Source organism: Vibrio pomeroyi (assembly GCF_024347595.1).
Classification (GTDB): domain Bacteria; phylum Pseudomonadota; class Gammaproteobacteria; order Enterobacterales; family Vibrionaceae; genus Vibrio; species Vibrio pomeroyi.
In genome coordinates, this window is sequence record NZ_AP025507.1 from 295,062 (window position 1) to 319,404 (window position 24,343).

At 46.8% G+C, this 24,343-nt stretch carries 25 protein-coding genes; 3 read left to right on the forward strand and 22 right to left on the reverse strand.

Annotation, left to right across the window (positions count from 1 at the left end):
* Window positions 1-8: 8 nt before the first annotated feature.
* The 6 genes from OCV12_RS17505 to OCV12_RS17530 form a co-directional block, all read right to left on the reverse strand.
* The gene (locus OCV12_RS17505; RefSeq protein WP_261886704.1) at window positions 9-791 is read right to left on the reverse strand and encodes an outer membrane lipoprotein-sorting protein; all 783 of its coding nucleotides are present in this window, start codon (window positions 789-791) and stop codon (window positions 9-11) included.
* Entirely contained in the window at window positions 784-2,073 is a 1,290-nt protein-coding gene (locus OCV12_RS17510) for an ABC transporter permease (protein ID WP_261886705.1), read from the reverse strand. Before OCV12_RS17510 ends, OCV12_RS17505 begins: the two co-directional genes overlap by 8 nt.
* A complete protein-coding gene (locus tag OCV12_RS17515; protein ID WP_261886706.1) occupies window positions 2,061-2,759 on the reverse strand; it encodes an ABC transporter ATP-binding protein in 699 nt (232 codons plus the stop codon). The genes OCV12_RS17510 and OCV12_RS17515 overlap by 13 nt, the downstream gene beginning before the upstream one ends.
* Before the next feature lie 86 nt (window positions 2,760-2,845).
* Window positions 2,846-3,520, reverse strand: a complete 675-nt coding sequence (locus tag OCV12_RS17520) for a hypothetical protein (protein ID WP_261886707.1) — start codon at window positions 3,518-3,520, stop codon at window positions 2,846-2,848.
* 311 nt (window positions 3,521-3,831) lie between these two features.
* Window positions 3,832-4,995: a hypothetical protein gene (locus OCV12_RS17525; RefSeq protein WP_261886708.1), complete on the reverse strand. Its 1,164-nt coding sequence runs from the start codon at window positions 4,993-4,995 to the stop codon at window positions 3,832-3,834.
* A gap of 330 nt (window positions 4,996-5,325) precedes the next feature.
* On the reverse strand, window positions 5,326-6,303 hold the full coding sequence (locus OCV12_RS17530; protein ID WP_261886709.1) for a DUF1254 domain-containing protein: 978 nt from the start codon (window positions 6,301-6,303) through the stop codon (window positions 5,326-5,328).
* 116 nt (window positions 6,304-6,419) lie between these two features.
* Here OCV12_RS17530 and OCV12_RS17535 point away from each other — a divergent pair, with 116 nt between their 5' ends.
* Window positions 6,420-7,301 (forward strand): LysR family transcriptional regulator, encoded by an 882-nt coding sequence (locus OCV12_RS17535; RefSeq protein ID WP_261886710.1) that lies wholly within the window; start codon window positions 6,420-6,422, stop codon window positions 7,299-7,301.
* A 147-nt stretch (window positions 7,302-7,448) separates the two neighbouring features.
* Here the strand turns inward: OCV12_RS17535 and OCV12_RS17540 are convergent, their stop codons facing one another.
* Both OCV12_RS17540 and OCV12_RS17545 read right to left on the reverse strand, forming a co-directional pair.
* Entirely contained in the window at window positions 7,449-8,324 is an 876-nt protein-coding gene (locus tag OCV12_RS17540) for an NAD(P)-dependent oxidoreductase (RefSeq protein ID WP_261886711.1), read from the reverse strand.
* 17 nt (window positions 8,325-8,341) lie between these two features.
* A complete protein-coding gene (locus OCV12_RS17545) occupies window positions 8,342-9,241 on the reverse strand; it encodes a LysR family transcriptional regulator (RefSeq protein ID WP_261886712.1) in 900 nt (299 codons plus the stop codon).
* A gap of 83 nt (window positions 9,242-9,324) precedes the next feature.
* Here OCV12_RS17545 and OCV12_RS17550 point away from each other — a divergent pair, with 83 nt between their 5' ends.
* Window positions 9,325-9,582 carry a DUF2798 domain-containing protein gene (locus OCV12_RS17550; RefSeq protein ID WP_261886713.1) on the forward strand — a complete coding sequence of 86 codons (258 nt, stop codon included), beginning with the start codon at window positions 9,325-9,327 and terminating at the stop codon, window positions 9,580-9,582.
* Between the two features lie 126 nt (window positions 9,583-9,708).
* On the opposite strand, the gene OCV12_RS17555 is transcribed toward OCV12_RS17550, so the two are convergent.
* The 4 genes from OCV12_RS17555 to phhA form a co-directional block, all read right to left on the reverse strand.
* The gene (locus OCV12_RS17555; RefSeq protein WP_017057670.1) at window positions 9,709-10,425 is read right to left on the reverse strand and encodes a YebC/PmpR family DNA-binding transcriptional regulator; all 717 of its coding nucleotides are present in this window, start codon (window positions 10,423-10,425) and stop codon (window positions 9,709-9,711) included.
* A gap of 96 nt (window positions 10,426-10,521) precedes the next feature.
* Window positions 10,522-10,731, reverse strand: coding sequence for a DUF3283 family protein (locus OCV12_RS17560; RefSeq protein ID WP_008216860.1), 210 nt, complete (start codon window positions 10,729-10,731; stop codon window positions 10,522-10,524).
* A 249-nt stretch (window positions 10,732-10,980) separates the two neighbouring features.
* Window positions 10,981-11,319 (reverse strand): 4a-hydroxytetrahydrobiopterin dehydratase, encoded by a 339-nt coding sequence (locus OCV12_RS17565; protein WP_017102223.1) that lies wholly within the window; start codon window positions 11,317-11,319, stop codon window positions 10,981-10,983.
* Window positions 11,309-12,103 (reverse strand): phenylalanine 4-monooxygenase, encoded by a 795-nt coding sequence (gene phhA / locus OCV12_RS17570; RefSeq protein ID WP_017630281.1) that lies wholly within the window; start codon window positions 12,101-12,103, stop codon window positions 11,309-11,311. Before phhA ends, OCV12_RS17565 begins: the two co-directional genes overlap by 11 nt.
* A gap of 199 nt (window positions 12,104-12,302) precedes the next feature.
* Between phhA and OCV12_RS17575 the strand changes: the two genes are divergently transcribed.
* Entirely contained in the window at window positions 12,303-14,309 is a 2,007-nt protein-coding gene (locus OCV12_RS17575) for an acetoacetate--CoA ligase (protein ID WP_261886714.1), read from the forward strand.
* A gap of 116 nt (window positions 14,310-14,425) precedes the next feature.
* Here OCV12_RS17575 and maiA read toward each other — a convergent pair whose 3' ends face one another.
* From maiA to OCV12_RS17625, 10 genes are all read right to left on the reverse strand, one after another.
* Window positions 14,426-15,109 carry a maleylacetoacetate isomerase gene (maiA, locus tag OCV12_RS17580; RefSeq protein WP_261886715.1) on the reverse strand — a complete coding sequence of 228 codons (684 nt, stop codon included), beginning with the start codon at window positions 15,107-15,109 and terminating at the stop codon, window positions 14,426-14,428.
* 37 nt (window positions 15,110-15,146) lie between these two features.
* On the reverse strand, window positions 15,147-16,184 hold the full coding sequence (locus OCV12_RS17585) for a fumarylacetoacetate hydrolase family protein (protein WP_261886716.1): 1,038 nt from the start codon (window positions 16,182-16,184) through the stop codon (window positions 15,147-15,149).
* Window positions 16,185-16,196: 12 nt separating this feature from the next.
* Complete coding sequence (locus tag OCV12_RS17590) at window positions 16,197-17,327, reverse strand: homogentisate 1,2-dioxygenase (protein ID WP_261886717.1); 1,131 nt, start codon at window positions 17,325-17,327, stop codon at window positions 16,197-16,199.
* A complete protein-coding gene (gene hppD, locus OCV12_RS17595) occupies window positions 17,320-18,393 on the reverse strand; it encodes a 4-hydroxyphenylpyruvate dioxygenase (RefSeq protein ID WP_261886718.1) in 1,074 nt (357 codons plus the stop codon). The genes OCV12_RS17590 and hppD overlap by 8 nt, the downstream gene beginning before the upstream one ends.
* Window positions 18,394-18,796: 403 nt before the next feature.
* Window positions 18,797-19,456: an HAD family hydrolase gene (locus OCV12_RS17600; RefSeq protein ID WP_261886719.1), complete on the reverse strand. Its 660-nt coding sequence runs from the start codon at window positions 19,454-19,456 to the stop codon at window positions 18,797-18,799.
* A 1-nt stretch (window position 19,457) separates the two neighbouring features.
* Window positions 19,458-20,477, reverse strand: a complete 1,020-nt coding sequence (locus OCV12_RS17605) for an ABC transporter ATP-binding protein (RefSeq protein ID WP_261886720.1) — start codon at window positions 20,475-20,477, stop codon at window positions 19,458-19,460.
* Entirely contained in the window at window positions 20,477-21,262 is a 786-nt protein-coding gene (locus tag OCV12_RS17610; protein WP_004732591.1) for an ABC transporter permease, read from the reverse strand. The genes OCV12_RS17605 and OCV12_RS17610 overlap by 1 nt, the downstream gene beginning before the upstream one ends.
* Window positions 21,262-22,155 carry an ABC transporter permease gene (locus tag OCV12_RS17615; RefSeq protein ID WP_261886721.1) on the reverse strand — a complete coding sequence of 298 codons (894 nt, stop codon included), beginning with the start codon at window positions 22,153-22,155 and terminating at the stop codon, window positions 21,262-21,264. Before OCV12_RS17615 ends, OCV12_RS17610 begins: the two co-directional genes overlap by 1 nt.
* Window positions 22,152-23,009, reverse strand: coding sequence for an alkaline phosphatase family protein (locus tag OCV12_RS17620; protein ID WP_261886722.1), 858 nt, complete (start codon window positions 23,007-23,009; stop codon window positions 22,152-22,154). The genes OCV12_RS17615 and OCV12_RS17620 overlap by 4 nt, the downstream gene beginning before the upstream one ends.
* Window positions 23,010-23,070: 61 nt before the next feature.
* Window positions 23,071-24,174, reverse strand: coding sequence for an ABC transporter substrate-binding protein (locus OCV12_RS17625; protein ID WP_261886723.1), 1,104 nt, complete (start codon window positions 24,172-24,174; stop codon window positions 23,071-23,073).
* Window positions 24,175-24,343: the final 169 nt, after the last annotated feature.

Below are 24,343 nucleotides of genomic sequence, written 5' to 3' on the forward strand. Positions count from 1 at the left end.
GCAACCACCTACAGCCCAGACACGCTATTACGCGATAAGTAAGCAGGGTTGTAATACTTATCTGCCAAGGCTTGTTCAATCACTTCGCGGTACTCAATTACAGTTTTTTTACTTGGCTGAATCTTATCAAGCAAGGTCATCGACACCACTGTTGGTAAGCCATCTCGCACGCCTTCAGTAAACCACGCTTGTTTCGCTAGCTTTCCTGAACGCAAATACAAATCCGCTTTAACTGGAAATGCGCGATCTGCCGTTAACCACAAATCAATCGATTGATAGCTCGCGCCTTTGGTTTTCGCAGTTAGCTTTAGGTGATGGGTATCAAGTGTCTCGCTAGTCGGCATCTCAACCTGTTGTTCGGCAACCCACTTGCCTTGATAATCTTCGCTCCAAGTGAGCGTCGAAATATCCCCTACTGAAGCCTCACCCAATAGTTTTTGCATCGGGGTGATACGAATCGGACGGCGTGATTTCGGCATCAGCAGCCAATAGTTGTCTTCAATCATCAACATCTTTTGACCTGCTTCAACAGCCGACTTGAACACGACCAACGACTCTCGGTTTGGTCTTGTATAAACGTTGTACTCACGGGTTTTATCCAGTTGTTCGTCTTGATATAGCGCGACTAAGGAGACCACCTTGGACGCTTGTGCACTGTTCAAGCGGTAGCTGTCTGCTTTAGCAATCATCTCGGTGACTTGTTGTGAATCGACAGCCCAGCTTGGTGCCGATGCTAGAACCAAAGCCAACGCGGAACCTAAAATAGTGAGTGAACGAGTAAATTTATACATAAACCAGCGCCTCCGTGATTGGCTTATTCACGCCTTTACGAGCAGAGAAATAAGCAGCCAGCAAACAGATCGTCAGCACACCTAACGTGGCGTAACCAACCAATTCTAATGAGAAGTAAATGTTGAGTGGGTAACCTTCGGTTCGACCCGGAGGTGGCGGCATTTGTATATCGACTACCAGTAACAACACCGACACTAAGCCACTCACTAGTGCACCTATCGCACTGCCAATCACCGCCAGTAATCCCGCCTCTTTTAAAAAGCCTGCAACGATTTCAGAGGGGTAACTGCCGAGTGCCGACAAGGTGCCAATTTCACGAGTACGCTCTGTGACTGACATGGTCATGGTATTGAACAGCGACACGAACACGACCAATGCCATCACCGCGCCCATGATGCCGAAAATACGGTCGTAAAGGTCTTTAACCTTGGTATAGAAAAACGCACGATCTTGCCATGGAGTAATTTCAATGCCTGAGCCTTGTTGACCATTTTGTCTATTCAGTAACACCTCGATGCGTTGCTGCACGGTCGATGTCTTGCTGGTTTCGAAAAGGAATACCGATAAAGTGCTCACTTTGTCTGAAGCCAAAAGCTCTTGAGCAGTAGTGATGTGTACATACAGCTGACGCTTGTCCAGCTCAGGAACGCCAGTAGAGTAGATACCCTGCACCTTAAAATCAAAGGCATTCAAAGCGCCATCACTGGTAGTCGCGAGCAATGTTACCCAATCTCCAACGGCAACTTTGAGGTTACGAGCAAGGTCAGTTCCCAGCATTACTTGTGGCTCTTGGTTGTCGTATCTTGGCGATTTCACATCCGAGAGGGTCTGACCGCTGCGCACATCAAGAAACGGGCCTTTCATATCGAACTCGCGTTCATTAACGCCCGTTCCCATAAAGATGGTCGACTTACTGCCGTTAGAAACCAGACCGCTGAAGTAGACTCGTGGCTGCACACCACGCACGTCGCTGTCGCCAATAATGCTCTTGGTTAGCTCTTGAACGTTATCCAGACCATTGCTCAGCGGCATGTCTTCATCTTGTTCAAAATAACCCGGCGTGCTCAAAGTAAGGTGACCAGTATCGCGCGCGGTCGATTCCCTTAAGGATTCGTAGGTGTAAAGCCCATAGCCACCCGCACTGGTGAGTGCAAATACGGCAATGGCGATGATCAACACCGAAAGCAGGCTGCGGCGACCATTTCTCAATAAATTAAGCCACGCCAAACGCACCGAGGTTGGAAGACAAAACGTGCTCATTCTTTGTGTTAACTTGCCCATGAGATCGCCTCCGTTGCTGTGACTTGTGGTGCCAGTTGTCCATCGATAAGTTCAATCACTCGATCACAACGCTGCGCCATTCTCGGGTCGTGCGTTGCGACAATAAAGGTAGTGCCCATCTCGTGACCGAGCTCTTTCATAATGTCGATCACAAGGTTGGCTGTGTGGCTGTCTAAGCTGGCAGTCGGTTCATCGGCAATCACTAGGCTTGGGTTGTGGATTAACGCTCTGGCTATCGCGACACGTTGTTGCTGACCGCCTGAAAGGTTGTCTGGGCGGTGATGAACGTAATCTCCTAGCCCAACACGCTCTAACATCTCTTGCGCTCTGGTCTGCTGTTCTTGTTTCGTGCATTGGTTCAACATCAATGGATAAGCGACGTTCTCAAGCGCTGTCATCACAGGAACCAGATTGAAGCGCTGAAATACAAAGCCCAACGACTGACGACGAAAACGCGCAGCAGCAATCTGCTCTGTTGGATACGCTTTGCCATCAATATTGATCTCGCCTCGATAGTCCATATCCAACAAACCAAGAATGTTCAAAAGTGTACTTTTCCCTGACCCAGACGGGCCACACAGCGCCACCATTTCACCGCGTTTGATTTGGCCATCGACTCCCTTGAGAGCATCTACACTTTGCCCGCCAGTGAGATACGATTTGCCGATACCTTTAAATTCAATCATTCCGTTGTCCTCCGATTACCAATCCATTCTTAAGCGTTCACAGCTACTATTTAGCTTTCGCGCCCATTATTTAGCATTCGCAACTATTACTTGGCTTTCGCTATTAGGGCCTTCGCCGTCATGGTTTCGATGTTGCCAGCATCAGCAGTTTCCATTTGTTCTAACCAAGCTTGTGCTTGCTTAAGGTCTTCAGCACGAATCGATGCCTCAATTGCATAACGGTAAATCCACGATGTCGCAGCGAAATGCTGTTGCTGGAAAGCATCTTCAGCCAGTAGCGAGAGGAACAGGTCATAACCACGGTCGAAATGGTTAAACATGTCGGGTAGAGAGGTGTAAGTCACCGCAGCCATGGCGCGAGTTAGGTAAGAATCTGGCAATCCTTGAACACGAGGTTGCTCATGAATCGGTTGGTCTTCGTCTTTTAACAGCACCAGTGATTTATCAATGGTCGATAAACCCTTTTCTACATACTTCATCTTGTTCCAAGGTAAGAACGCATCACGACCCATCAGGGTTTCTGTGCTGCCTAGGTAAACCAAAGTCAGAGGCGTCGAGCCGTCTTGTTGCAGCGTGTCGTTAAGGCGTTCATAAGCCACTTCAACCATGTCTTCATTGCCTTGCGCGGCTTGGTTGTAAATATCAAGCACGTCTGAACTTGGGTTCGCCAGAGCTAACGTAGGAGCGAAGGAAACAAGCCCAATCAAAAATGATCGCTTAAATTGAGAAGTAAATGAATAAGTAGTATTTGCAGTAGCCATGATTTCTAATCCCTTTCAAATGTTGACGTTGAAAGGTTAACTAGAATTTGTCATGCAGTTTTATCAATGCGACGAATGGTAAAAATGAGGAGTGAATGGTTGAGTTGGGGCGTTAGTGGGAGAACGAAAATCAAAGTAGTGAACTTTCCTTCATCTCAACCTGAGGCTGGTATTACGGTATAAAAATACAATAGGCTGCAGTACAAGAGGAACGTATGCCTTTGAAAAAGAGACTCCAATGAGCCCCCTTTTCTATTTCGATTTATCTGAGCTATTCGCTAGCTTTTTATGGCTCGGCTTTGTTCCCTTTATCAAACTGGAACATGGTGTGCTTCCACTTTGATTTTATGATGATGGCTCATCTTATGATTGTTAACGAAGTCTTTTCCGTCCACAAATTTCGTTTTCGTACCATTAGTAATGGTTGCAATGGTATTCCCAAAGACGGAATCAGTATGACGGGCATATTCACTCATCGTGGTCTTAACGCCGCGCTCAGCAAATTTTTTCTCCATCATGCGAGAATACGTAACGAATTCAGCAGGTGTGATTTTTTCGTTTAGTTTCGCGTTGCCTACAACCTCACTTACAACTTCCGTTGGCGATAACGATTCATCGAGACTATTTAGGATCTCCACTGCTTTTTTCGGATGTACCGTCGGTGCCCTTTCACAGGTATACAACCCATAAAGGAACTCAACAATCATCTCAATACTGTCTTTCTCGTGTCCCCCCATCAAAAAGCTGCCATTTCCGACTGAGCCTCCCTGATATTTGCTCTCGCCATTGAGATGCTTAGCTAAGTTGCCATCGGGCTTTATGCCTACACCTATGTCGAAGAAATAATCCCCTTTATTTAAAGCCAGTAAAGAGACCATGTTCTTCGCAAAAGCTGGACTGCCGTGATTGATACTCGCCTCATACAACTCAGTCATCTTCTTAGCAATCTCTGGCGTTGACATGTTTTTCTTCGTTAACAACTCATCAACGGAAACGAACTTAACATTCTCAGGAATCTCGACGCGAGAGTCGTAACATGTTCGTCCTTTAGTACGTCTATCGACATAGATGACGTGTTTAACCTTTGGGGTAATTTTTGCATTACTAATCACATTTAACAGACCATGTTCCTTTTCGACACTAGGAATAATATTGTCTTCGTCACTTTCGGCCTTAGTGTTTACCCAACAATAAGCAACGGTCTTAGTTGGAAGTTTAGAGAACGTCGGTTTCGCACATAGCAAAGAGCTAAAACCACTCTTTTTCTTGTCTTCTTTTAATTGAGTTAATGTTACGTCGGTATTTTCGCTGTTGCGTTCAGCAATAACTCTTTCTCGATTTTCCGCCCAACGTTGATTATCAGCCTGAGTAACTGTGAGTTCTTCCTTGCGAGCCAAACGCTGTTTATGAGCGCGCTCTTGGGGTGATTGTTGTGTTTGTTCTGTGTAGTTACTTGGTGAAGATTGATATCGCATTAAATTGCCCCTAAACATAAAAATGTAAGCAATTGTAACAATATGATAAATCTATCAACCGAATATACAGTGGTGATAAAACAACCACCAAAATGGCTAATTTTACTAACAGAAAGCTCATTTTGAAGGATTATTGCGCGTAAGCTAGTTGGTCATTCTTATAGTGAAACACACAGTTCAAGATTAGAAGACGACTAAAAATAACTGTGCGGAATGCTATCCACACTCGATTTTTCAATACACAAACAAAAATAGCCGCTAATCAGCGGCTATTTTTAATGTTCCAAATGAGGCTTCGACTACTTTATTCATCAGAGCCAACAACTTAAATTAACCTACTTTCTTAATCATCGTCGCTGGGTTGTAGCCTTTCTCGCCTTTGCTCACTGGTTCGCTCGGGTTGTAGTGGCGCATCAGAACATTAAATTTTCCCGTGCTATTACCGTCCATCGTTGGAATGTTGTTTGGCTGACCTTCACATCCGAAACGGAGAGTGTAGGTTCCATCGCTGTTCATAACGGGTGCCATTTCACTCGAAATATTGGCTTTATCGTTAAACATGCGTCCATCAGCGTTATATACGGTCGCAGACCAGAATGAGCCGGCCTTCGGATCTTTGAAAGTCGTCTCGTAACATGCATTCGCATCAAAGTACTGACTGGTTTGATAGATGTTATCTTCGACCATCGCACCACCCCAACCGCCAGCTGCGCCAACGTAATTCATGTAATCAGTTTGGCCGCTTTCTTTGTTACCAAACGCCTTTGATTGGTCATATCCGTCACTGAAATCGATGTTGCCAGCTTTATCCGTGGCCTTGAACGACGCCATGTCCCATTCTTTTACTTTAAACGGCTTCTCACTGCCTGTTTCAATCTTCAGGTTACGGCGAGCATCATCTTCAAGCGCACGAACAATAACGAATGCGTGATCCGTTTTTGCGCTAATTTTATGGCGACCCGAACCGTAGATCATTGGCTGCGTCTCGTGGTTTTCATCAACGACTTGCAGTGACACATATTGGTCAGTTTCTGGAACCGTCACGTAGACATCATCGTTCGACATATCGATGACAGAAACGGAGTAAAAGGTATCTCGATTCATTCGAACAACGAACTGCTCTTCTGGAACGCTGCTCGGTACTGGCATCTCAAAGAATGTATTGATACCACCCGCTTTCTCCACCACCGCGCCGAGACGCATATTGGTGTATGCCTGAGCAAAATTATCTTCCGTGACGATGGTTGGCGCTGCAATAACGCCGGTTGAGAATAAAGCGACAGCAGTAAGGGGAAATAGTGTTTTCATAGTAGCGACCTTTATATTTCAAAGTGAATGTCATTTGGAAGAGTATTATTTGCTCTGCCGATAGTGATCACTTTATACTTCCAAAATGGAAAGCGTGGAAAATAGGACTTGCCAGGATGGAAAGTATAGACTTGAACTTACTGCGTACCTTTGTGTTGCTGTGTCAGTCGAATAGCCTTAAAAGGGCAGGGATGAAACTGGGGATCTCAGAAAGCGCCGTCAGCAAGCAAATGACCAAGCTAAGAGAGCAATTAGGACACCCACTTTTCGAACGCACCACGGAAGGGTTAAGACCAACGCATTACAGCAAATCTATTTTGCCCAAGATTGAACAAGCCTTGTCCTTGATGCACTCCGCTACCTCACCAGAAACATTCAACCCTGCCACCTATAAAGGGCCAATTACCCTTGCTTTCTTCGCTTACACACTCGAATTTTCAGGTGTTAGTTTATTTAGGGAGCTCTCGAAAACATTTCCCAAAGCACAAATTGAGCTGAAAACTTGGACATCAGATACAGAACAAAAATTAGAAGAGGGTGATATCACCTTAGGTGTGCATTTTCTAAATGAAGAGCGTAGTTCGAATATCTTCCAGAAACGCATCATGCCCGACCAACTGGTGATCGCCGTATCAAAATCATTAGGGCAACTAACATGGGAAGAGGCATTGCAGTTGCCTTTTATCAAGATCCGAAGCCAAGGTTGGAATGAAGAACGTTACCGATATTTAGAAATGTTGAAAAGTAGTGGAATTGACCCTCACATCAGTATCACGGTGGACAATTTTTCAGTTGCGAGGCAAATTCTAGAGCAAGGTGACCACGCCTGCGTATTAAGTGATAGTTGGAAGGACGCTTCGCTTAACACCATAGAACCACCCAAAGAGCTTAGGATTGATCTAAACCTTGTGTCCTGCATGCGCCTCGTCGATCGCCAAAGCCCTCTAAACCTTGCCGTTCATGAAGTGATTAAAAGGGTCATGCTTCAATCTAGATAGGTCTCAATCTAGATAGGCTTTAATCAAGGTAGTTAATGCCCTGAAACGAGTTAAAAAGGCTCGTTATCATTTAATACAAACAAAAATAGCCGCTAATCAGCGGCTATTTTTAGTTATCCAAACGAAGCTTTAATTACTTCGATCTTTCTACTTCTTCGTCTCTTCAACGACAGCTTTCATCAATACTGATGTATCCATGCGTCCTTGTCCTTCAGCAGACAGTGCCTTGTAGGCGTTGTTAGTCTTTTCAGTCAATGGAAGTTGAATACCTTGACGTTCAGCTTCATCTAGGCAGAAGCCTAAGTCTTTGATCATCCAATCAATTGCGAAGCCGAAATCGAACTTGTCTTGCGCCATTGTTGTAGCGCGGTTTTCCATCTGCCATGAGCCAGCAGCACCGTTTTTAAGGCAATCAACCAGAGTTGGGATATCCAAACCTGATTTTTCAGCCAATACCAAGCCTTCAGATAAGCCGTTCAATACACCCGCGATGCAGATCTGGTTAACCATTTTCGCGCGTTGGCCTTGGCCTACTTTACCCATCAGAACTGACGATTTACCGTAAGCTTCAAATACAGGTTGAAGGTCGTTGAATAGCTCTTGCTCACCACCACACATGATAGTTAGCACGCCGTTTTCTGCGCCCGCTTGACCACCAGACACTGGTGCATCCATAAAGCGAACACCAGCTTGCTTCGCAGCGACTTCAAGCTCTTCAGACAGGATTGCTGACGTTGTTGTGTGGTCAACAAGAATTGCGTTTGGCTTCATTGCCGCCAGTGCGCCTGTTTCGCTGGTTGTCATGCTGCGCACGTCGTCATCGTTGCCTACACAAACCAATACTACGTCCGCTTCTGCGACACACTCAGCTACACTCTCAGCGGCTTTACCTTGGTGTTTATCAGCCCAGTCTAATGCTTTGCTATGAGTGCGGTTAAATACCGTCACCTCAAAACCGGCTTTGACTAGGTGGCCTGCCATTGGGAAACCCATTACGCCTAGCCCGATAAAACTTACTTTCATTTCTTTCTCCTTTTCATTTAACTCAGCTCATCATGATGGAACGATCGAACGCTCTCAATTAAGGTCTCGATAAGCAAAGTCAAAGCCTTCGGCTGATATTTTCTTTCTTTGTACACTAAATACGCTTGGCGATCACCCCGATGATACTCAGGGAGCACTTGAATCAGATTCATTTCCGGAGAAACATGACGAAAAGGCAGTGAGGCGATACCCAATCCCTTTTGCGCTGCGGCCGCGACCGCATAAATATCGTTAACGATGAACTTAGGTTTTATCGTCACCATCTGCTCTAACTGACCAGATTTGTAGAGCGGCATATCAAACACATCATCGACATTAATCCACTCTTGATGCTCGAGATCGTCTGGCTTTTTAATCTCTTCACGAGAATCCAGATACTCTTGGCTTGCAAAAAATCCATGCTTGGCCTTAAACAGTGGTCGCGCAATCATGCCTTCCATGTCGGAAATTTGAAACGTGATCAACAAATCACGATCGGTTTCAGGCACCACTTGCTGTTGGCTCAAAATGAGGTTGAGCTGTACTTTTGGGTACTCAGCAAGGAATTGCTCAACGGTCGGGCGAAGAAAACCACTATAAAAGTTATGAGGAACAGCGAGCTTAACCTTACCTTGAATGGCATCGCGCTCTTCAAGCAAGCTACTAAACCCTTGATGCAGGGATTCCATACCACTGCTCAGCGCTGCAAAGGCCGCCTCACCATCTTTAGTGGCCACCAGTTCTCTACCCTTCTTCTCCAAAAGGCGAATGCTCAGGCGCTCTTCCAAGGCGGTTAATCGGCGCGACATGGTCGACACCGGCAATTGGAGTCGCTTCGATGCCGACAACAACGATCCCTCTTCCACCACAGTACAAAACAGGAATAGATCATCAATGTTTCCAAATATGGAATTCATACTTCTATATGTGCCTATTTTTCTCATTTATGGATAAGAGTAACCTTAATGCATTCCAATAACAAAATCACTAAGGAGAGCGGATGAAAAACAAACTGCATTGGGTTACCGCGATACTGTCTTCACTTGTCATGGCATTCATGATGTCGGGGATCATTTCGGGTTATAAGATGGGTTTCAGTCAAGCATGGCCACCAATTTGGTTAAACAGCTTTTTGATTGCTTGGCCGTGTGCACTCACACTGAGCCTAACCTTGTTACCGCAAGTTAGAAAGGTCGCCGAGTGGCTATGTCGCCCAAGATCAAAAACGATAACCAAAGTGAGTTTATGCGATGAATAACGCCATGAATTCCAAAGTTATTTATAGAACCAGCGGAACGATGATCAAGGAAAACAATCATTGTTACCGACATAAAAAAACCGAGCACTAGGCTCGGTTTTTTAATAACTGTTGTTACTGTAAAGATTACAGCTCAGCGTTGTGGTAAACCTGCTGAACATCATCACAGTCGTCAAGCATGTCTAAGAACTTCTGGAACTTCTCAGAATCTTCTTCAGCTACTGGCGTAGTCGTTTGAGGAACGAAAGTGATTTCCTCAACATCTAGCGTTAGCTCTGGGAACGCAGTGTTTAGTGCAGTCTTCGTTTTGAAGAACTCAGTCGTTGGAGCGAATACAGTGATAACACCGTCTTCTAGCTCAACGTCAGTCACGTCTACGTCTTCCATCATTAGCGTTTCTAGGATGATCTCGTCATCTTCGCCTTTGAACTGGAATACAGCTTGGTGAGCGAACATGTGAGAAACAGTACCTTCAACACCGATTTTCGCGCCAGTCTTAACGAAACATTGGCGAACGTCTTGGAAAGTACGGTTGCCGTTGTCAGTTAGACAGTCAACGATCACGCTTGTGCCACCTGGGCCAAAACCTTCGTAACGAGCTGGTTGGAAGTCTTCACCGCCGCCGCCGTTCGCTTTATCGATCGCTTTGTCGATAACGTGAGCTGGTACTTGGTCTTTCTTCGCTTTAGCAATCAGGTGCTTAAGAGGTAGGTTCATGTCTGGGTCAGAGCTGCCGTTCTTAGCCAGTACGTAAATCTCTTTACCGTATTTAGAATAAACTTTAATTTTTGCGCCTGCAGTTTTCGCCATTGAGGCCTTGCGCACTTCAAAACTTCTTCCCATCGGGATCTTCTCTCTGATTCAATTAACGGTGCAAATTCTAGCAAATTACTGTGTCATTTCAATTCTACAGCATTGCTGGGCAAGGTTTGTCTGCGTTTATGCGACACCCATTACCCGTTTGTATTTTTCTACAGACTGTTCAAACCACACCTTTTCATCTGGGTCACCTAGCTTCATTGCTTCTTCAACAATGGCTTCAGGGCCACATTTCGCTTGCTTCAGTTTCCATACAAGAAATGATGCTTGCTTATCCAGTTCGATTTTATTTTTCTCGCTGGGTGGAAGGAGTGAAAGGTTGATAGACATTGCTAGCCTTCGTCTGTAATACACTTGGCCGAGAAATATATCATAGAGCAGCCTCATAAAACCAATACTATGAGTAACAGAAAGGGTTTATGAGACCCGAAACCAAGCAAGTCACTGATGCAGGTCAAGCTAGTTTGAGAGAAGTGACGCCCCATGATGCGAAAGTATTACTTATTCGACTCACCTAATGAGCCGAATAATGAGTTAATCACATCACAAAGGCGAAAGCGTAGTTTCTAACCTGCAATACTACTCACTCACCGCGAACACATCGCAGCGTGAGGCGCAGATGAAATCATTTTTGTGGAGGCCTTTGATTGAGTGGCTCCACCAAGTTACGGTGACTTTGCCCCATTCCAATAAGATAGAAGGGTGATGGAATTCTTCTTCTGCTAACTCTGACACTTTGTTGCTGAATGCCCATGCTTGCTTGTAGTTCTTAAACTTAAACACCTTCTCAAGCTGTGGGATGCCGTCTCTTTCCATGATCTGCCAATCAGACAACTCCAATAGTAAAGATTGTTGCTCATCTTTACTTAGGGCAATCGCGTCGATACTGCAGGCTTCGCATTTTTGTTCATTCAACATGTGTTGGTTCCTTGGGTTCAAAAAGTGGTGGTAGTAACCCCGCATCAATCGCGAGATCAGCTTGCTGTAATAGGTTTTCCTGACTGATTTTGAAGAGCTCAGATAGCTCGTCGATTACGTAATATTTCGGCTGCATGATGTCGATGCGGTAGGGGGTTCTTAAAACGGTTTGTAGATCGAACCGCTCTCGAACGGCCAAATCCCCTCCCAACGCATACATGGTTTCCGCCGGAGACGAAAGAATGCCACCACCATAGATTTTCAATTGTTGGCCTTCTTTTACTAAACCGAACTCGACCGTAAACCAATACAAACGGGCAAGATAAGCGCGTTGTTTGGATGTCGCCGCTTGGCCTAGTTTTCCATAATGCTCAGTGAAGGCTGCGAAATCAGCATTAGTGAGCATGGCACAGTGACCAAAAATTTCATGAAAGAAATCAGGTTCTTGCAAATAATCGAACTCGTCTCGCGTTCTCAAAAATGTCGCGACGGGGAATTTCTTATTCGCAAGCAAATCAAAGAAACGGTCAAAATCGATTAACGCCGGAACAGGCTGAACCTGCCAACCTGTTGTTTCCTTTAGCACTTTGTTTATCTCTGGAAGTTGGGGAACTCTGTCTAATGGCAGATCCAGCAGGGTCAAACCGTGCAAATAGGCATCACAAGCGCGGTCACTAATGACGTCCAGTTGTCTTTTCACCAAGTCGTGCCAAATGGCATCTTCTTCGAGGCTCCACTCAACCCATCCCTCTTGGCTCACGGGCTTAGAATGATATTGAGTCATTACACACCTCCTTTTGAATGTCTCACTTTAAGCCTATCTCCACTCCTTATAAGCGCCAATTTGCGTGATTTTTCGAAATAAGCGATCGTGTAACATTTTATTTACACAATTCCGCCAGGCGCTTATTTTGCTGAACTTTTGACTTTGTAAAACCTAAATACCAGACTGAAAACGTTAACTTTTTGTTAAAGGTAAAGGAATGCACGAAAGCAATAAGCCCATTTGGCAGCCAAGCGAGCAGCGTATCGCCGATGCCAACTTAACCCGATTTATCGAGAGCCTTGAACAGTCTGGGTTAAACCTAGATAGGGACGTAAAAAGCTACGCCGAACTCCATCAATGGTCTGTGGAACATCCCGAGTCGTTTTGGCAGAACGTTTGGCAGTTTTGTGGAGTGGTCGGCTCGCAAGACTCTATTAATAAGGTAGAAAGCGAGACCATCAAAGCTCAAGGTGAGAGCCGCTGGCAGCAGCCTAAATCGAATCGTGATGCGGTTTGGTTTCCCAATGCACAAGTAAACTACGCCGAGAACTTGCTGCGTTTGGCACAAACCATGCCTAATGAACTGGCGATTTGGTTTGAGAATGAACGTGGCGAACAACAGAGTTATACATGGAAAACCCTGTGTGAAGCGGTCTCTAGCGTTCAGCAATGGCTTGTCGATAGCGGAGTGAAGCAAGGTGATGTGGTTGCTGCGTATACGCCCTATCTGCCACAAACCGTAATAGCGATGCTGGCAGCCACCAGCTTGGGCGCGATTTGGACATCAACCTCGCCTGATTTCGGTGTCGAGAGTGTGATTGAGCGATTTGGCCAAGTGAAACCTAAGGTGTTGTTCACCTGTGATGGCTATACCTTCAATGGCAAAACATTCGATATGACGGATAAGAACCGTGAAATCATCGAGCACTTAACCGAGCTAAAACAGGTGTGTCAGATCGGATATTTGGGAAGGAATGACTTTGAAAATGATGTGTCGACCCGAAGCTGGCACAGCATCATTAATCACTATCAGCCACAGCCTGTACGATTTGTGCGTGTCGGCTTCAATGAACCATTGTTTGTACTCTACTCTTCCGGTACCACAGGCAAGCCTAAATGCATTGTGCATTCTGTTGGTGGCACTACCATCAACCACCTAAAAGAGCATCAACTTCATTGCGACGTTAAGCCAACCGATCGCGTGTTCTACTACACCACATGTGGTTGGATGATGTGGAACTGGCACGTCTCTGCGCTCACCAGCGGTGCTTGTTTGGTGATCTTTGATGGCAGCCCAGTTTATCCGCAACCAAACGTTCTATGGGACTTGGCACAGCGCGCCGATGTGTCGCTGTTTGGTACCTCAGCCAAGTATCTAGAAGCTATCGAGAAGGCAGAGCTCTCACCTATCGACAACCATTCTCTTCCCCACTTAAGAACACTGTGTACGACCGGTTCTGTGCTTTACCCAGAGCAGTTTGATTACGTTTACAAACACATCAAACAAGACCTGCATTTGGCGTCCATTTCTGGTGGTACGGATATTTGTGGCTGCTTTGTGTTGGGCAACCCTATCTCACCAGTGTATCGCGGTGAGTGCCAACAGGCAGGGCTTGGCGTCGACATCAAAGTGTTCAATTCAACGGGTCATAAAGTCGATCACGAACGTGGTGAACTGGTGTGTACAAATTCCCTCCCCAATTTCCCTGTCGGCTTCTGGAATGACACCGGAGAGCGCTATCACAGCACGTATTGGGATAGGTTCGATAATGTGTGGCATCACGGTGACGAGGTCTCACAGAGCGTGCATGGCGGCTACCTGTTCTATGGGCGAGGCGACACCACACTCAACCCTGGTGGCGTGCGAATAGGTACCGCCGAGATCTACCAGCAAGTGAACACCATTGACGGCATCATCGACTCCATCGCCGTCGGTAAAGATGTCGACCGCAATGAACAGATTTGGTTGTTTGTTCAACTGCAGCAAGGCGTGGTTCTCAATGAAACGTTATTGGCAACCATCAAGAGTAAGCTCAAATCATCTTGCTCGCCAAGGCATGTGCCTAGTCAGATTTTTGCTATCAGTGACGTGCCAAAAACACGCTCAGGAAAACTGGTGGAGCTGGCGGTGAAACAGGTGGTGAATGGCAAACCCGTCGAAAACATAGGCGCCATAGCCAATGCGGACGTGCTCGATGAGATAAAGCATGTGATTTCGCTTTAGCGATCCTATCTCACAAGCTCTCAATTAGAAGAAAGTAACTTCCAACGAAAAGCCCTCCACGACTGAACATCGTGGAGGGCTTTTTGATCATAGCAACTGTTTCGTCTTAACCTGAACTATGCGTTCGCATCCGCCTGATTCTCTGGCATTGCGTCGATGAACGCGGGTAACTTATTACACGCTTCGACAATTGAGTTAATCAACGGATAAGGCAACATATCAACACCAAAGCGCAGCGCGTTGTAGACTTGCGGCACCAAGCAAATATCGACGATACAGGGCGAATCCGTGAGGCTATATACCGAGTCGCCGTGCGCTTTTCTGTACTTCGCCAGCTTCTCTTCTAAAGCATGGAAACCCTGGCTCATCCAATGATGAAGCCAATCCACTTTCATCTCCTGTTCACACGACAACTCTCGCTCCAAATACTGCAGCACGCGCAGGTTGTTCAGAGGGTGAATCTCCATCGCAATATCCTGAGCCATCGCCAACGCTTGATAACGTAGTGGTGTTTGCTCAGGAATCAACAAGGAGTCTGGGCTGCTCTCATACACATAGTTTTCGTCTAAGTATTGCAAGATCGTCAGCGACTGATTGAGTTGAACGTCACCATCCACCAGTACTGGCACTAATTCACTGGCATTGAGCTCGCGATATTGTGGATCATGCTGCTCGCCGCCATTACGCACCAAATGCACCGATTTCGACTCATAGCTAAGTTGCTTTAAGTTCAAGCCAATACGCACTCGATAGGCTGCCGAAGAGCGCCAATAACCGTAGAGTGTGATGCCCTTGTCCATACTATTCCTCTCTGTCGCTGTACTCTTGTTGTTATCACTAGCGTGGTCGATATTGACTGACTTTTTGGTCAATCGCGCCAAAGATCGAGTCACCATCGACATCGAACATCTCCAGGCAAATCGAATCACCAAACGACATGAATTGAGTTGAAGGCTTACCATCACGAATCGTCTCTATCATGCGCACTTCAGCAATGCATGAATAGCCTACGCCGCCCTCGGCAATTGAGGTGTCGTGGTCAGTGCCTTGCTTATTCGATACCGTGCCAGAGCCAATGATCGCTCCGGCCGACAGTGGGCGAGTTTTCGCAGCATGGACGATCAGCTCCGCGAAATTGAAGGTCATGTCTACACCTGCATTCGGGCACCCAAAAGGCTGGTCGTTGTAGGTTGAAGTCAGTGGCAGGTGTACCTTACTGCCTTTCCATTGTTCACCTAGCTCATCAGGCGTCACGGCAACCGGAGAAAACGCTGAAGAGGGTTTAGACTGGAAGAAACCAAAGCCCTTGGCGAGCTCTGCTGGAATCAAGCCACGTAAAGACACATCATTCACCAACATCAGTAAACGAATCGAATCATGCGCTTGCTTAGCACTGGCACCCATTGGCACATCTCCGGTGACTACCGCGACTTCTCCCTCGAAATCGATACCCCATTCGTCACTGGCAAATTCAATATTGTCACGTGGCCCGATAAACGCATCTGAGCCGCCTTGATACATGAGCGGGTCAACCCAGAAACTTTCTGGCATTTCAGCACCACGCGCCTTACGCACCAGTTCAACGTGGTTTACATAGGCGCTGCCATCCGCCCATTGATAAGCGCGTGGCAATGGTGATTCACAATACTGAGTGGCAAACACTTCACTGCCCGTCACATGCCCGTTATTTAACGAGGTGTATAACTCTTCTAACTGAGGTGCAACGCTGTCCCAGTTATCCAAAGCGACCTGCATGGTTGGCGCCAGATGCATCGCGTGAAAGATTTCGGTGGCAGGTACGCACTGTTTGAGATCTTTACTCACGACCATCAATAGGCCATCACGAGTACCATTTTTCTTGGTTGCTAATTTCATCCTTGTTGCCCCTTACTTCTCTTGCCAACTGTAGACATATTCTTTGTTTTCAACGCTATCGAGTTCGTCAGAGAACTGCAGCGCGTGGCGAGTATCGATCATCACCGCCACTTCATCGGTAAACTTCTTCTTGTGCGCCTGACCCGCCTTGAAGGCTTTAGGGTGAGGTCCATGAGTGAAGCCTGCAGGATGGAAGGTCACCATGCCCGCTTCAATATTGTCACGGCTAAAAAAGTCACCAGCGTGATAGAACAGCACTTCGTCGTAGTCATCATTGTTGTGGTAGAACGGCACTTTCAATGCACCAGGGTCGCTCTCAATTGGGCGAGGTACAAAGGTGCACACTACAAAGCCTGCGCCAACAAACGTTGTATGCGCAGAAGGTGGCAAGTGGTAGCGATGTGACATCAGCGGTCTGATATCGCGCCAATTCACTTTCACCACCGCTAAGTCACCATGCCAGCCAATTGCATCCAATGGATTGAACGGATAAGTGATCACACTGACTTTGTCGTGGCGTTTCACCTGAACTTGGGTTTGATCTTCTGAATACTGAGCGCGGAATTGATCATTGATTGAAGGGATGTCGAGCACAGCAGGATCAAACACCGCGTGATTACCGACCATGCCTTTCTCTGGCAAGGAGTAAGCCGCGTCTGTGTTCTCAATCATCAAGATAAACATCGGCTCGCTTGGCTCTAAGCGCCAGTTGGTCGAGCGCGGGATCATCACGTAATCCCCTTCACTCACCGCTAGATGACCATAGTCACAATAGAAATCGGCGCTGCCTTGGTGAATGAACAGCAGCTCATCACCGTCGGAGTTACGCACTAAGAAATCCATCTTCTCATCCATGCGCCATACGCGAATTTTGCAGTCCGCATTGTGCAAAAGATGAGGCACCGCCCAAGGCGTTATCTGGCTAGCTTTCTCCACCAGCGTAAAATCAAAAGCGCGAGGACGCAGATCGCCCTCCCACTCCGACCAACCTGTTGGGGCATGTTGGTGATGAAAGTGAGCAGCAGGGCCGAAGAATCCACTTCGGCCCGCTTCTCGCTCATAAATTGCCTCTTCGGGGAAGTCGGCATGCGCTTGTTTAGAACACACCCCCTCTCGATGAGGAAACGAGATCCATTTATGCATCGTCTAATACTCCTCGACGAATCTGGTCCTCTTCAATCGATTCAAACAGCGCCTTGAAGTTACCTTCGCCAAAGCCTTCATTGCCTTTACGCTGAATGATTTCAAAGAACACAGGCCCGATTACTGTCTGCGTGAAAATTTGCAGCAAGATGCCGTCTTTGGTCGGTGCGCCATCAATCAGAACACGCAGGTCGCGCAGCAAATCAGTGTCTTCCCCGTGGCCTTTCACACGATCGTCAACTTTCTCATAGTAGGTATCTGGGGTTGGCATAAAGTCCATACCGCGATCACGCAGAGTCTTCACGGTTTTGTAGATGTCATCCGTTGCGAGTGCGATGTGTTGGATACCTTCGCCGTTGTATTCGCGAATAAACTCTTCGATTTGTGATTTGTCGTCGGAAGACTCATTGATAGGAATGCGGATTTTGCCACACGGTGAGGTCATGGCGCGGCTCACAAGGCCTGTCAGCTTGCCTTCAATGTCGAAGTAACGAATCTCACGGAAGTTACCAAGACGCTCATAGAACCCAGACCACACATCCATATTGCCTTGTTTCACGTTGTGCGTGAGGTGGTCGATTTCATACAAGCCAACATTGGCTTCGGCCATGCGCTGTTCCGCATCGTCATAGAATCGGAAATCGACGTCATAGATGCTCTGCTTGCCATAACGATCCACAAAATAGAGCAGGCTTTCACCGATGCCGTAAATGGCAGGAATGCTCAGTTCCATCGGCCCTATTTCTGTCTTGTACTCTTCACCACCGCCCTTGAACGCTTGCTCCATTGCAGCTGTTGCTTCGTTGACACGAAAAGCCATGCCACAGACCGATGGCCCATGCACTTTAGCGAACGCTGCCGCTTGGCTGTGAGGCTGTTCATTGACGATAAAGTTGATGTCACCTTGTCGATACAGCCAAGCCTCTTTTGAGCGGTGCTTGGCGATCTCAGCAAAACCAAGTGACACAAACAGCGCTTTAAGTTGCTCAATTCCCTTGTGGTCGACAGCTGTGTATTCAACAAACTCGAATCCATCCGTACCAAGCGGGTTGTATGACTCCACCATGAACTTTCTCCTTGTACCTATCGGTTTTGTATTACTGGTTTTTATTACGTGACTTCTTATTGCTTGAAGAAGTGTTGAGTGTTTTTTGTCCTTAATTAAATTTGGCCCACAAGCCGACAGATTGGAATGGATGGAGAGAAATGAACAATCACGCTAAAAACCCGTCAATTTGTAAAATATTTGTTACACACGAATCACAACAACAAGAAAGTGAGTGCTATCAAGGGATTGAAAGACGGTGGTTTGATTTACAAGCAAGCAAGAGATGTTATTGAATTGTTACAGGTGCACTTTTGTTAGTTAAGATGATAAATCGAACATTAGACTGATGATGCAAAAAAGCCGCTGTAGTCAGCGGCTTGATGAGTTCTAGAACGAAGCTAATTCGAATATAGGATTCGCGTTAATCCCAGTTGAGAATCGACCAATTCGGTTGTTCGGCCAGTGCTTTCAAACGCGAGCATGGGTTCACCAGATACGCAAAATCAGCGTGCTCACACAAAGGTAAGTCGTTGATTGAATCGGTATAAAAGTGAATGTCTGAGTAGTTGGTTTCTTGATTGTCTAACCACTCTTTTAAACGCGTCACTTTACCTTCTCGATAGCTTGGCACGCCTGATATTTGAGACGTGAAACGGCCTTGATTTTCGACTAAATCGATACCGAGTGCGTTCTCGATACCAATCTTGCGGCCGACCGCTTCCACTAAGAAAGTGACGCTGGCTGAAATGATCAACATGTCGATGTCATCATTCTCTAGCTGCTCAATCAAAGGTTTCGACTGTTTAAACTGCTTAGGCAGAATATGGTGCTCGACACACTCTTCAACCAAGGCGGTCACTTGCTCTGTTGGCATGTCCGCGAGTGGCTGCATAGCGAACGTGAGGTAATCTTCCATGTTCAGCTTACCTTCCGAATACAGGCCCATTAAGCGCTGGTCTTCTTCGATAAAGTTCGGCGCTGTAGCAATGCCCTTTTCAACCAAGAACTCATTCCAGAGCATCGCTGCATCGGCATTGATCAGCGTTTCATCCATATCAAATACATACAAAGGTTTGAACATCTTAGGCTCTCACAGGTTGAATTTCGTTAAGGTTAAACAGGAGTTCAAGTTGGCTGCCGTTTGCCAACAATCGTTCAGAAGAACGGTTAAGTAAGTCGACCGTCAGTTCACACTCATCAACGTCCACTTGGTAGCGAATCACGTTGCCCAACAGCTGGTGGTTGCGAATGGTGCCGGTTTTCGGCGCAGAGATATGTTCGCCATAATGTCGACCTTGCTCTTTAACGTAGATAGATTCAGGGCGAATCGCCACTTTCCACTCGGTTTCAATATTAAACAGCTGCTTAGCCTTGTTCGCTTGTACCAAGTTGTAGTGTCCCATGAACCCTGCCACAAACTCATTGGCTGGTTGAGTGTAGATCTCTTCAGGTGTACCGGCTTGGACGATCTCGCCTTTATTCATCAGGAAGATACGGTCAGACATGATCATCGCTTCTTCTTGATCATGAGTCACGAAGATCGTGGTCAGGTGCATCTCTTTTTGGATGTCTCGGATCTGTTGACGTAGATGTTTACGGATCTTCGCATCCAGCGCTGAAAGTGGCTCATCGAGCAATAGAATACGCGGCTTAACCACCAAGGCTCTTGCCAAAGCCACACGCTGACGCTGACCGCCCGATAACTGATGCGGGTAAAACTTCTCTTTGCCCGTTAAGTCCACCAGCCCAATCACTTTCGCAACTTCGCGCTTAATCTCGTCAGCAGCAAGCTTTTTCATCTTAAGACCAAACGCAATGTTGCCCTCGACCGTCATGTTCGGGAACAACGCATAAGATTGAAACACCATGCCGATGCCACGCTCTTGCGGCACTTGGTGAGTGATCTCTTCACCATTCACCCAGATTTCACCACCATCGACCGGATTCAAGCCAGCCAAGCTGCGCAGCAGTGTTGATTTACCACAGCCACTTGGGCCAAGCAGCGTGATGAATTCACCCTTCTCGATGGAAAATTCAATGTCTTCAAATACTGTATTGTCACCAAAGCGCTTGGTGAGATTTTTCGCATTTACATAGCTCATTATTTGGTTCCTTGGCTGAAACGACTTGCCAACCAAGTCAGTAAGAAAATAAACAGGAAGTACGTCATCACAAGGGCTGACGTAAAGTGACCACTGGTTTGACGCATGTTGTATAGGTAGATTTGCAGCGTCTCGTAACGTGTGCCGACCAAGATGTTAGCGAACACGAACTCGCCCAATAGGAACGAGAACGACAAGAACAACGATGCCATTAAGCCTTTCTTAAGGTTTGGTAAAATAATCAACAAGAATGCCTTGGTGGTACTTGCACCGAGAAGGTGAGCAGCGTCCATCAAGTCATGCAGGTTAATTGCTTCAAAACTGTTGGCAATCGCGCGATACATGAATGGAAGAGCAATGGTGAAGTAAGTACCAATCAGGATCCATGGTGTGCCTATCAAGGAGATTTCGCTATCCGCATACAGCTGGAGCAAGCCAACAGACGACACTACTGGCGGTACTGCGAACGGCAATAAAATCAGGATATTCATCACCTTGTCGAGCTTCGGGAAATAGTAAAACACCACGAAAATCGCAGGCAGAACCAACACCACACTCAGTGATAGCGCCGCCACACAGATAAACAATGAACGGCCAAAGGCTTGTAAGAAGCGAGGATCCGTCAACAGGTTGATGTACCAATCCAGAGTAAAACCATCAGGCAAGATCGTCGCACCCCAACGCGAAGAGATCGAGTAGATGAAAGTCGCTAGGATCGGGATCATCATGATGCCAACGATCGAATAAACCACAGTTTTATGAAAGCGAGTATTTACGGTGTTCATTACTTTCTCTTCCCTGCATAGCTTTTGCTGATCAGCCATTGGTTAATCACGGTGATGAAGGCCAGCATCGCCATCAGAATCACGGAAATTGCCGCTGCTAGGTTTGGCTCTAAGAACAAGTCGCCCGATACCAAGCTCGCGATTCGAATTGTAATCACGTTGTAGTTGCCTGAGGTCAACGCATACACGCTCGCATACGCACCAATCGCATTAGCAATCAAGATGATGAAGGTGCCAAACAAGGCAGGAGACAGCACAGGCAGCGCGATTTTGGTCCAGTATTGCCAGGTTTTCGCACCAAGCAGTGCTGAGGCGGCTTGCCAGTCGTCACTCAAGGCATCGAACGCTGGATACAACAACAAAACCGCCAATGGGATCTGGAAGTAGATATAAATCGCCAGCAGGCCCCACTTGCCGTACAAGTCGAAATCACCCAGCAATCCATACTGCTTGAGCAATAAGGTAATCGCCCCATTGGTGCCTAAGATGATGATGAAAGCGAACGACAGAGGCACGCCAGAGAAGTTGCTGCTCATGTTGGTGAAGGCAATCACCGCATCGCGGATTTTAGAATCAACGCGACGCAGTGAAGAGACCAACAGAGTCGCAATCGCCAAGCCAACGATACTCGACCAAATCGACAACCATAAACTGTTACCAAAAGCCTGCATCATGAAGGCAGAATCGAATATTTCAGAGTAGTTTTCGAGAGAGAGCTCATCGTCGTAGAAGAAGCTGTTGATCAGCACCCAAACCATAGGTGCCAGTTGGAACAGATAGAAAAACAGTGTGAAAGGCGCAAGCCACAAAGCGGGCTTGAGGCGTTTGAACCAAGATTTGGTTTGAGGTTTAAGCGCAGAGCCATCGCTCTGCGTGATTACAGAACTGCTCATAGGGCCAACAATTCCTGAGTGTAAGATTTATCGTGTTCAAGGTTGAGCAACTGACACACACTGCCGCAAATATCCGTCTGTTTCACTGAACATTCTTGGTGTGTGAACTTATCGCCAATCACAAAGAATGGCACTTCACGCTCTTCAGGCAGAATCCCACCGTGAGACAAGTCATTGTTCATGCCGTGGTCACTGGTGATGATCACCTGATAACCATCGTCTACCCATTTCTCAAGGTAGTTCGACAGGTAGATATCCGCACCACGAGCACTGTTTCGGTACTGGCGAGAATCCAACCCGTGCTTGTGTCCAATATCGTCAATGTTCATTGGGTGAATCAATAAGAAATCAGGCTGATGAGTGACACGCAGATGCTCTGCATCCAAGAACAAGGCTTCATCTGGGTAGTGATCCCAGTGGTAGAAACAGCCGTGTTGAATGTTCATGCTTTCATCGTTAGTAAAACGATCACGCACCGCATCAAATGGCGCTCGGTTATACAACTCGCTCACCCAGTGATATGCCGCTGCAGCCGTCACTTTGCCCTGCGATTTCGCCAAGCTAAAGATCGACTCGTGATTCGACAATCGTACGATTTGATTGTTAACGATGCCGCTCTCAACGGGGCGAACTCCTGTTAAGATGCACTCATACAGTGGGCGTGACATAGACGGCAGTTCACACTGCATTGGGTAAAGTGTCGCGCGCAGTTTGTTTTTTTGCGTGCTCTGCGAAGTGCCCTGTTTTTCATGAAGATCTTTAAGTTCTAGAAGACCGTTCAGGTAGCCCATGCAATCACGGGCTACCTGATAATTCAGTCCATCTAGAACAACAAGGATAACCTTATTGCTCATGGTCTATTCTCTATTGCTTGTGTCTATAAGCCACCCGTTACAGGTGGCGTGTTAAGCGGGATTATTGTTGGTGAATCAATACGCTTTCTTGCCATTGACGTGGCAGGCGACGTGCTGATTTTTCCCATGCTGAGAAGTCAGTCACTGGATGAACGTTGCTGTATTGCTCGTTCGAGATCAGCTTGTCTTGTACTGATTGAGGTAGCGTAACGCTGCTACGGATTGGACGTGCGTAACCTTCTGCTAAGTTGATTTGGCCTTGGTCGCTGAAGATGTATTCACGAGCCAACTTCGCCGCGTTCGGGTTTTTCGCGTATTTGTTGATGATGGTGGTGTAACCAGAGATCACTGAGCCATCTTGTGGAATGCTTACCGTAAAGCGCTCACGGTCGATCTTGTCGCGGTAGTTCAATGCGTTGAAGTCCCACATGATCGCCACTTCTACTTCGCCTTTTTCAAGGTTTGCGATGCTTGGATCTGTGTAAGACAGACGGCCTTGCTTCGCTAACTCGCCAAAGAATTTAATCGCTGGTTTTAGGTTTGATTCGTCACCGCCGTTAGCAAATGCAGCCGCTAGAATCGCGTTGTTTGCTTGCGCAGCTACGCCTACGTCACCAACTGTGACTTTGTAGTCGCCTTCTAGTAGGTCACTCCAAGATCTAGGTGCATCTTCAACAAGGTTGTTGTTGGAAATGAACGAGATAGTGCCTGTGTAAGCCAAAGCCCAGTGACCATCTTTGTCTTTCGCCCAGTCTGGAATGTCATTCCAAGTTGTTGGTTTGTATGGCTGTGTTACGTCTTTCTGCACTGCGACACGTGCAAAGGCGAAACCAACGTCACCGATATCTGCGGTTGCGTTTCTTTTCTCTGCTTCAAATTTCGAGATCTCTTGTGCCGAGCTCATGTCTGTATCCTGATGCTTCAAACCGTAGTTCGCTTTCAGATCAGCCCATGTGCCTTTCCAGTTTGCCCAACTGTCTGGCATGCCCACACTGTAAACCGCGCCCTCTTTTTGAGCGGCTTCAATCAGTGACTCAAGATCAGCATCCTTCGCCATCGCTGGCATTGAAAGTGTTGCCGTTATCAGCGTCGCACCTAACAGTTTTGCAGGTAAACCACTCAGTTTGGCTGGCGATACAGTTGAACGGCTAAGCAAAGTTTTCATTGTCTCTATCCCTCTGGACTAGGTCAGTAAGTTCGTTTTGTATGCTATCGCCAGAATATGACGCTTTCGCGCAACTTATTTGACAGTTCAGATGCACTTACATGGCAGTTATATTTCACTCATATGACAATAAGCCTTTGTTTACTGTCACATTCCTGTTAACTCCGTG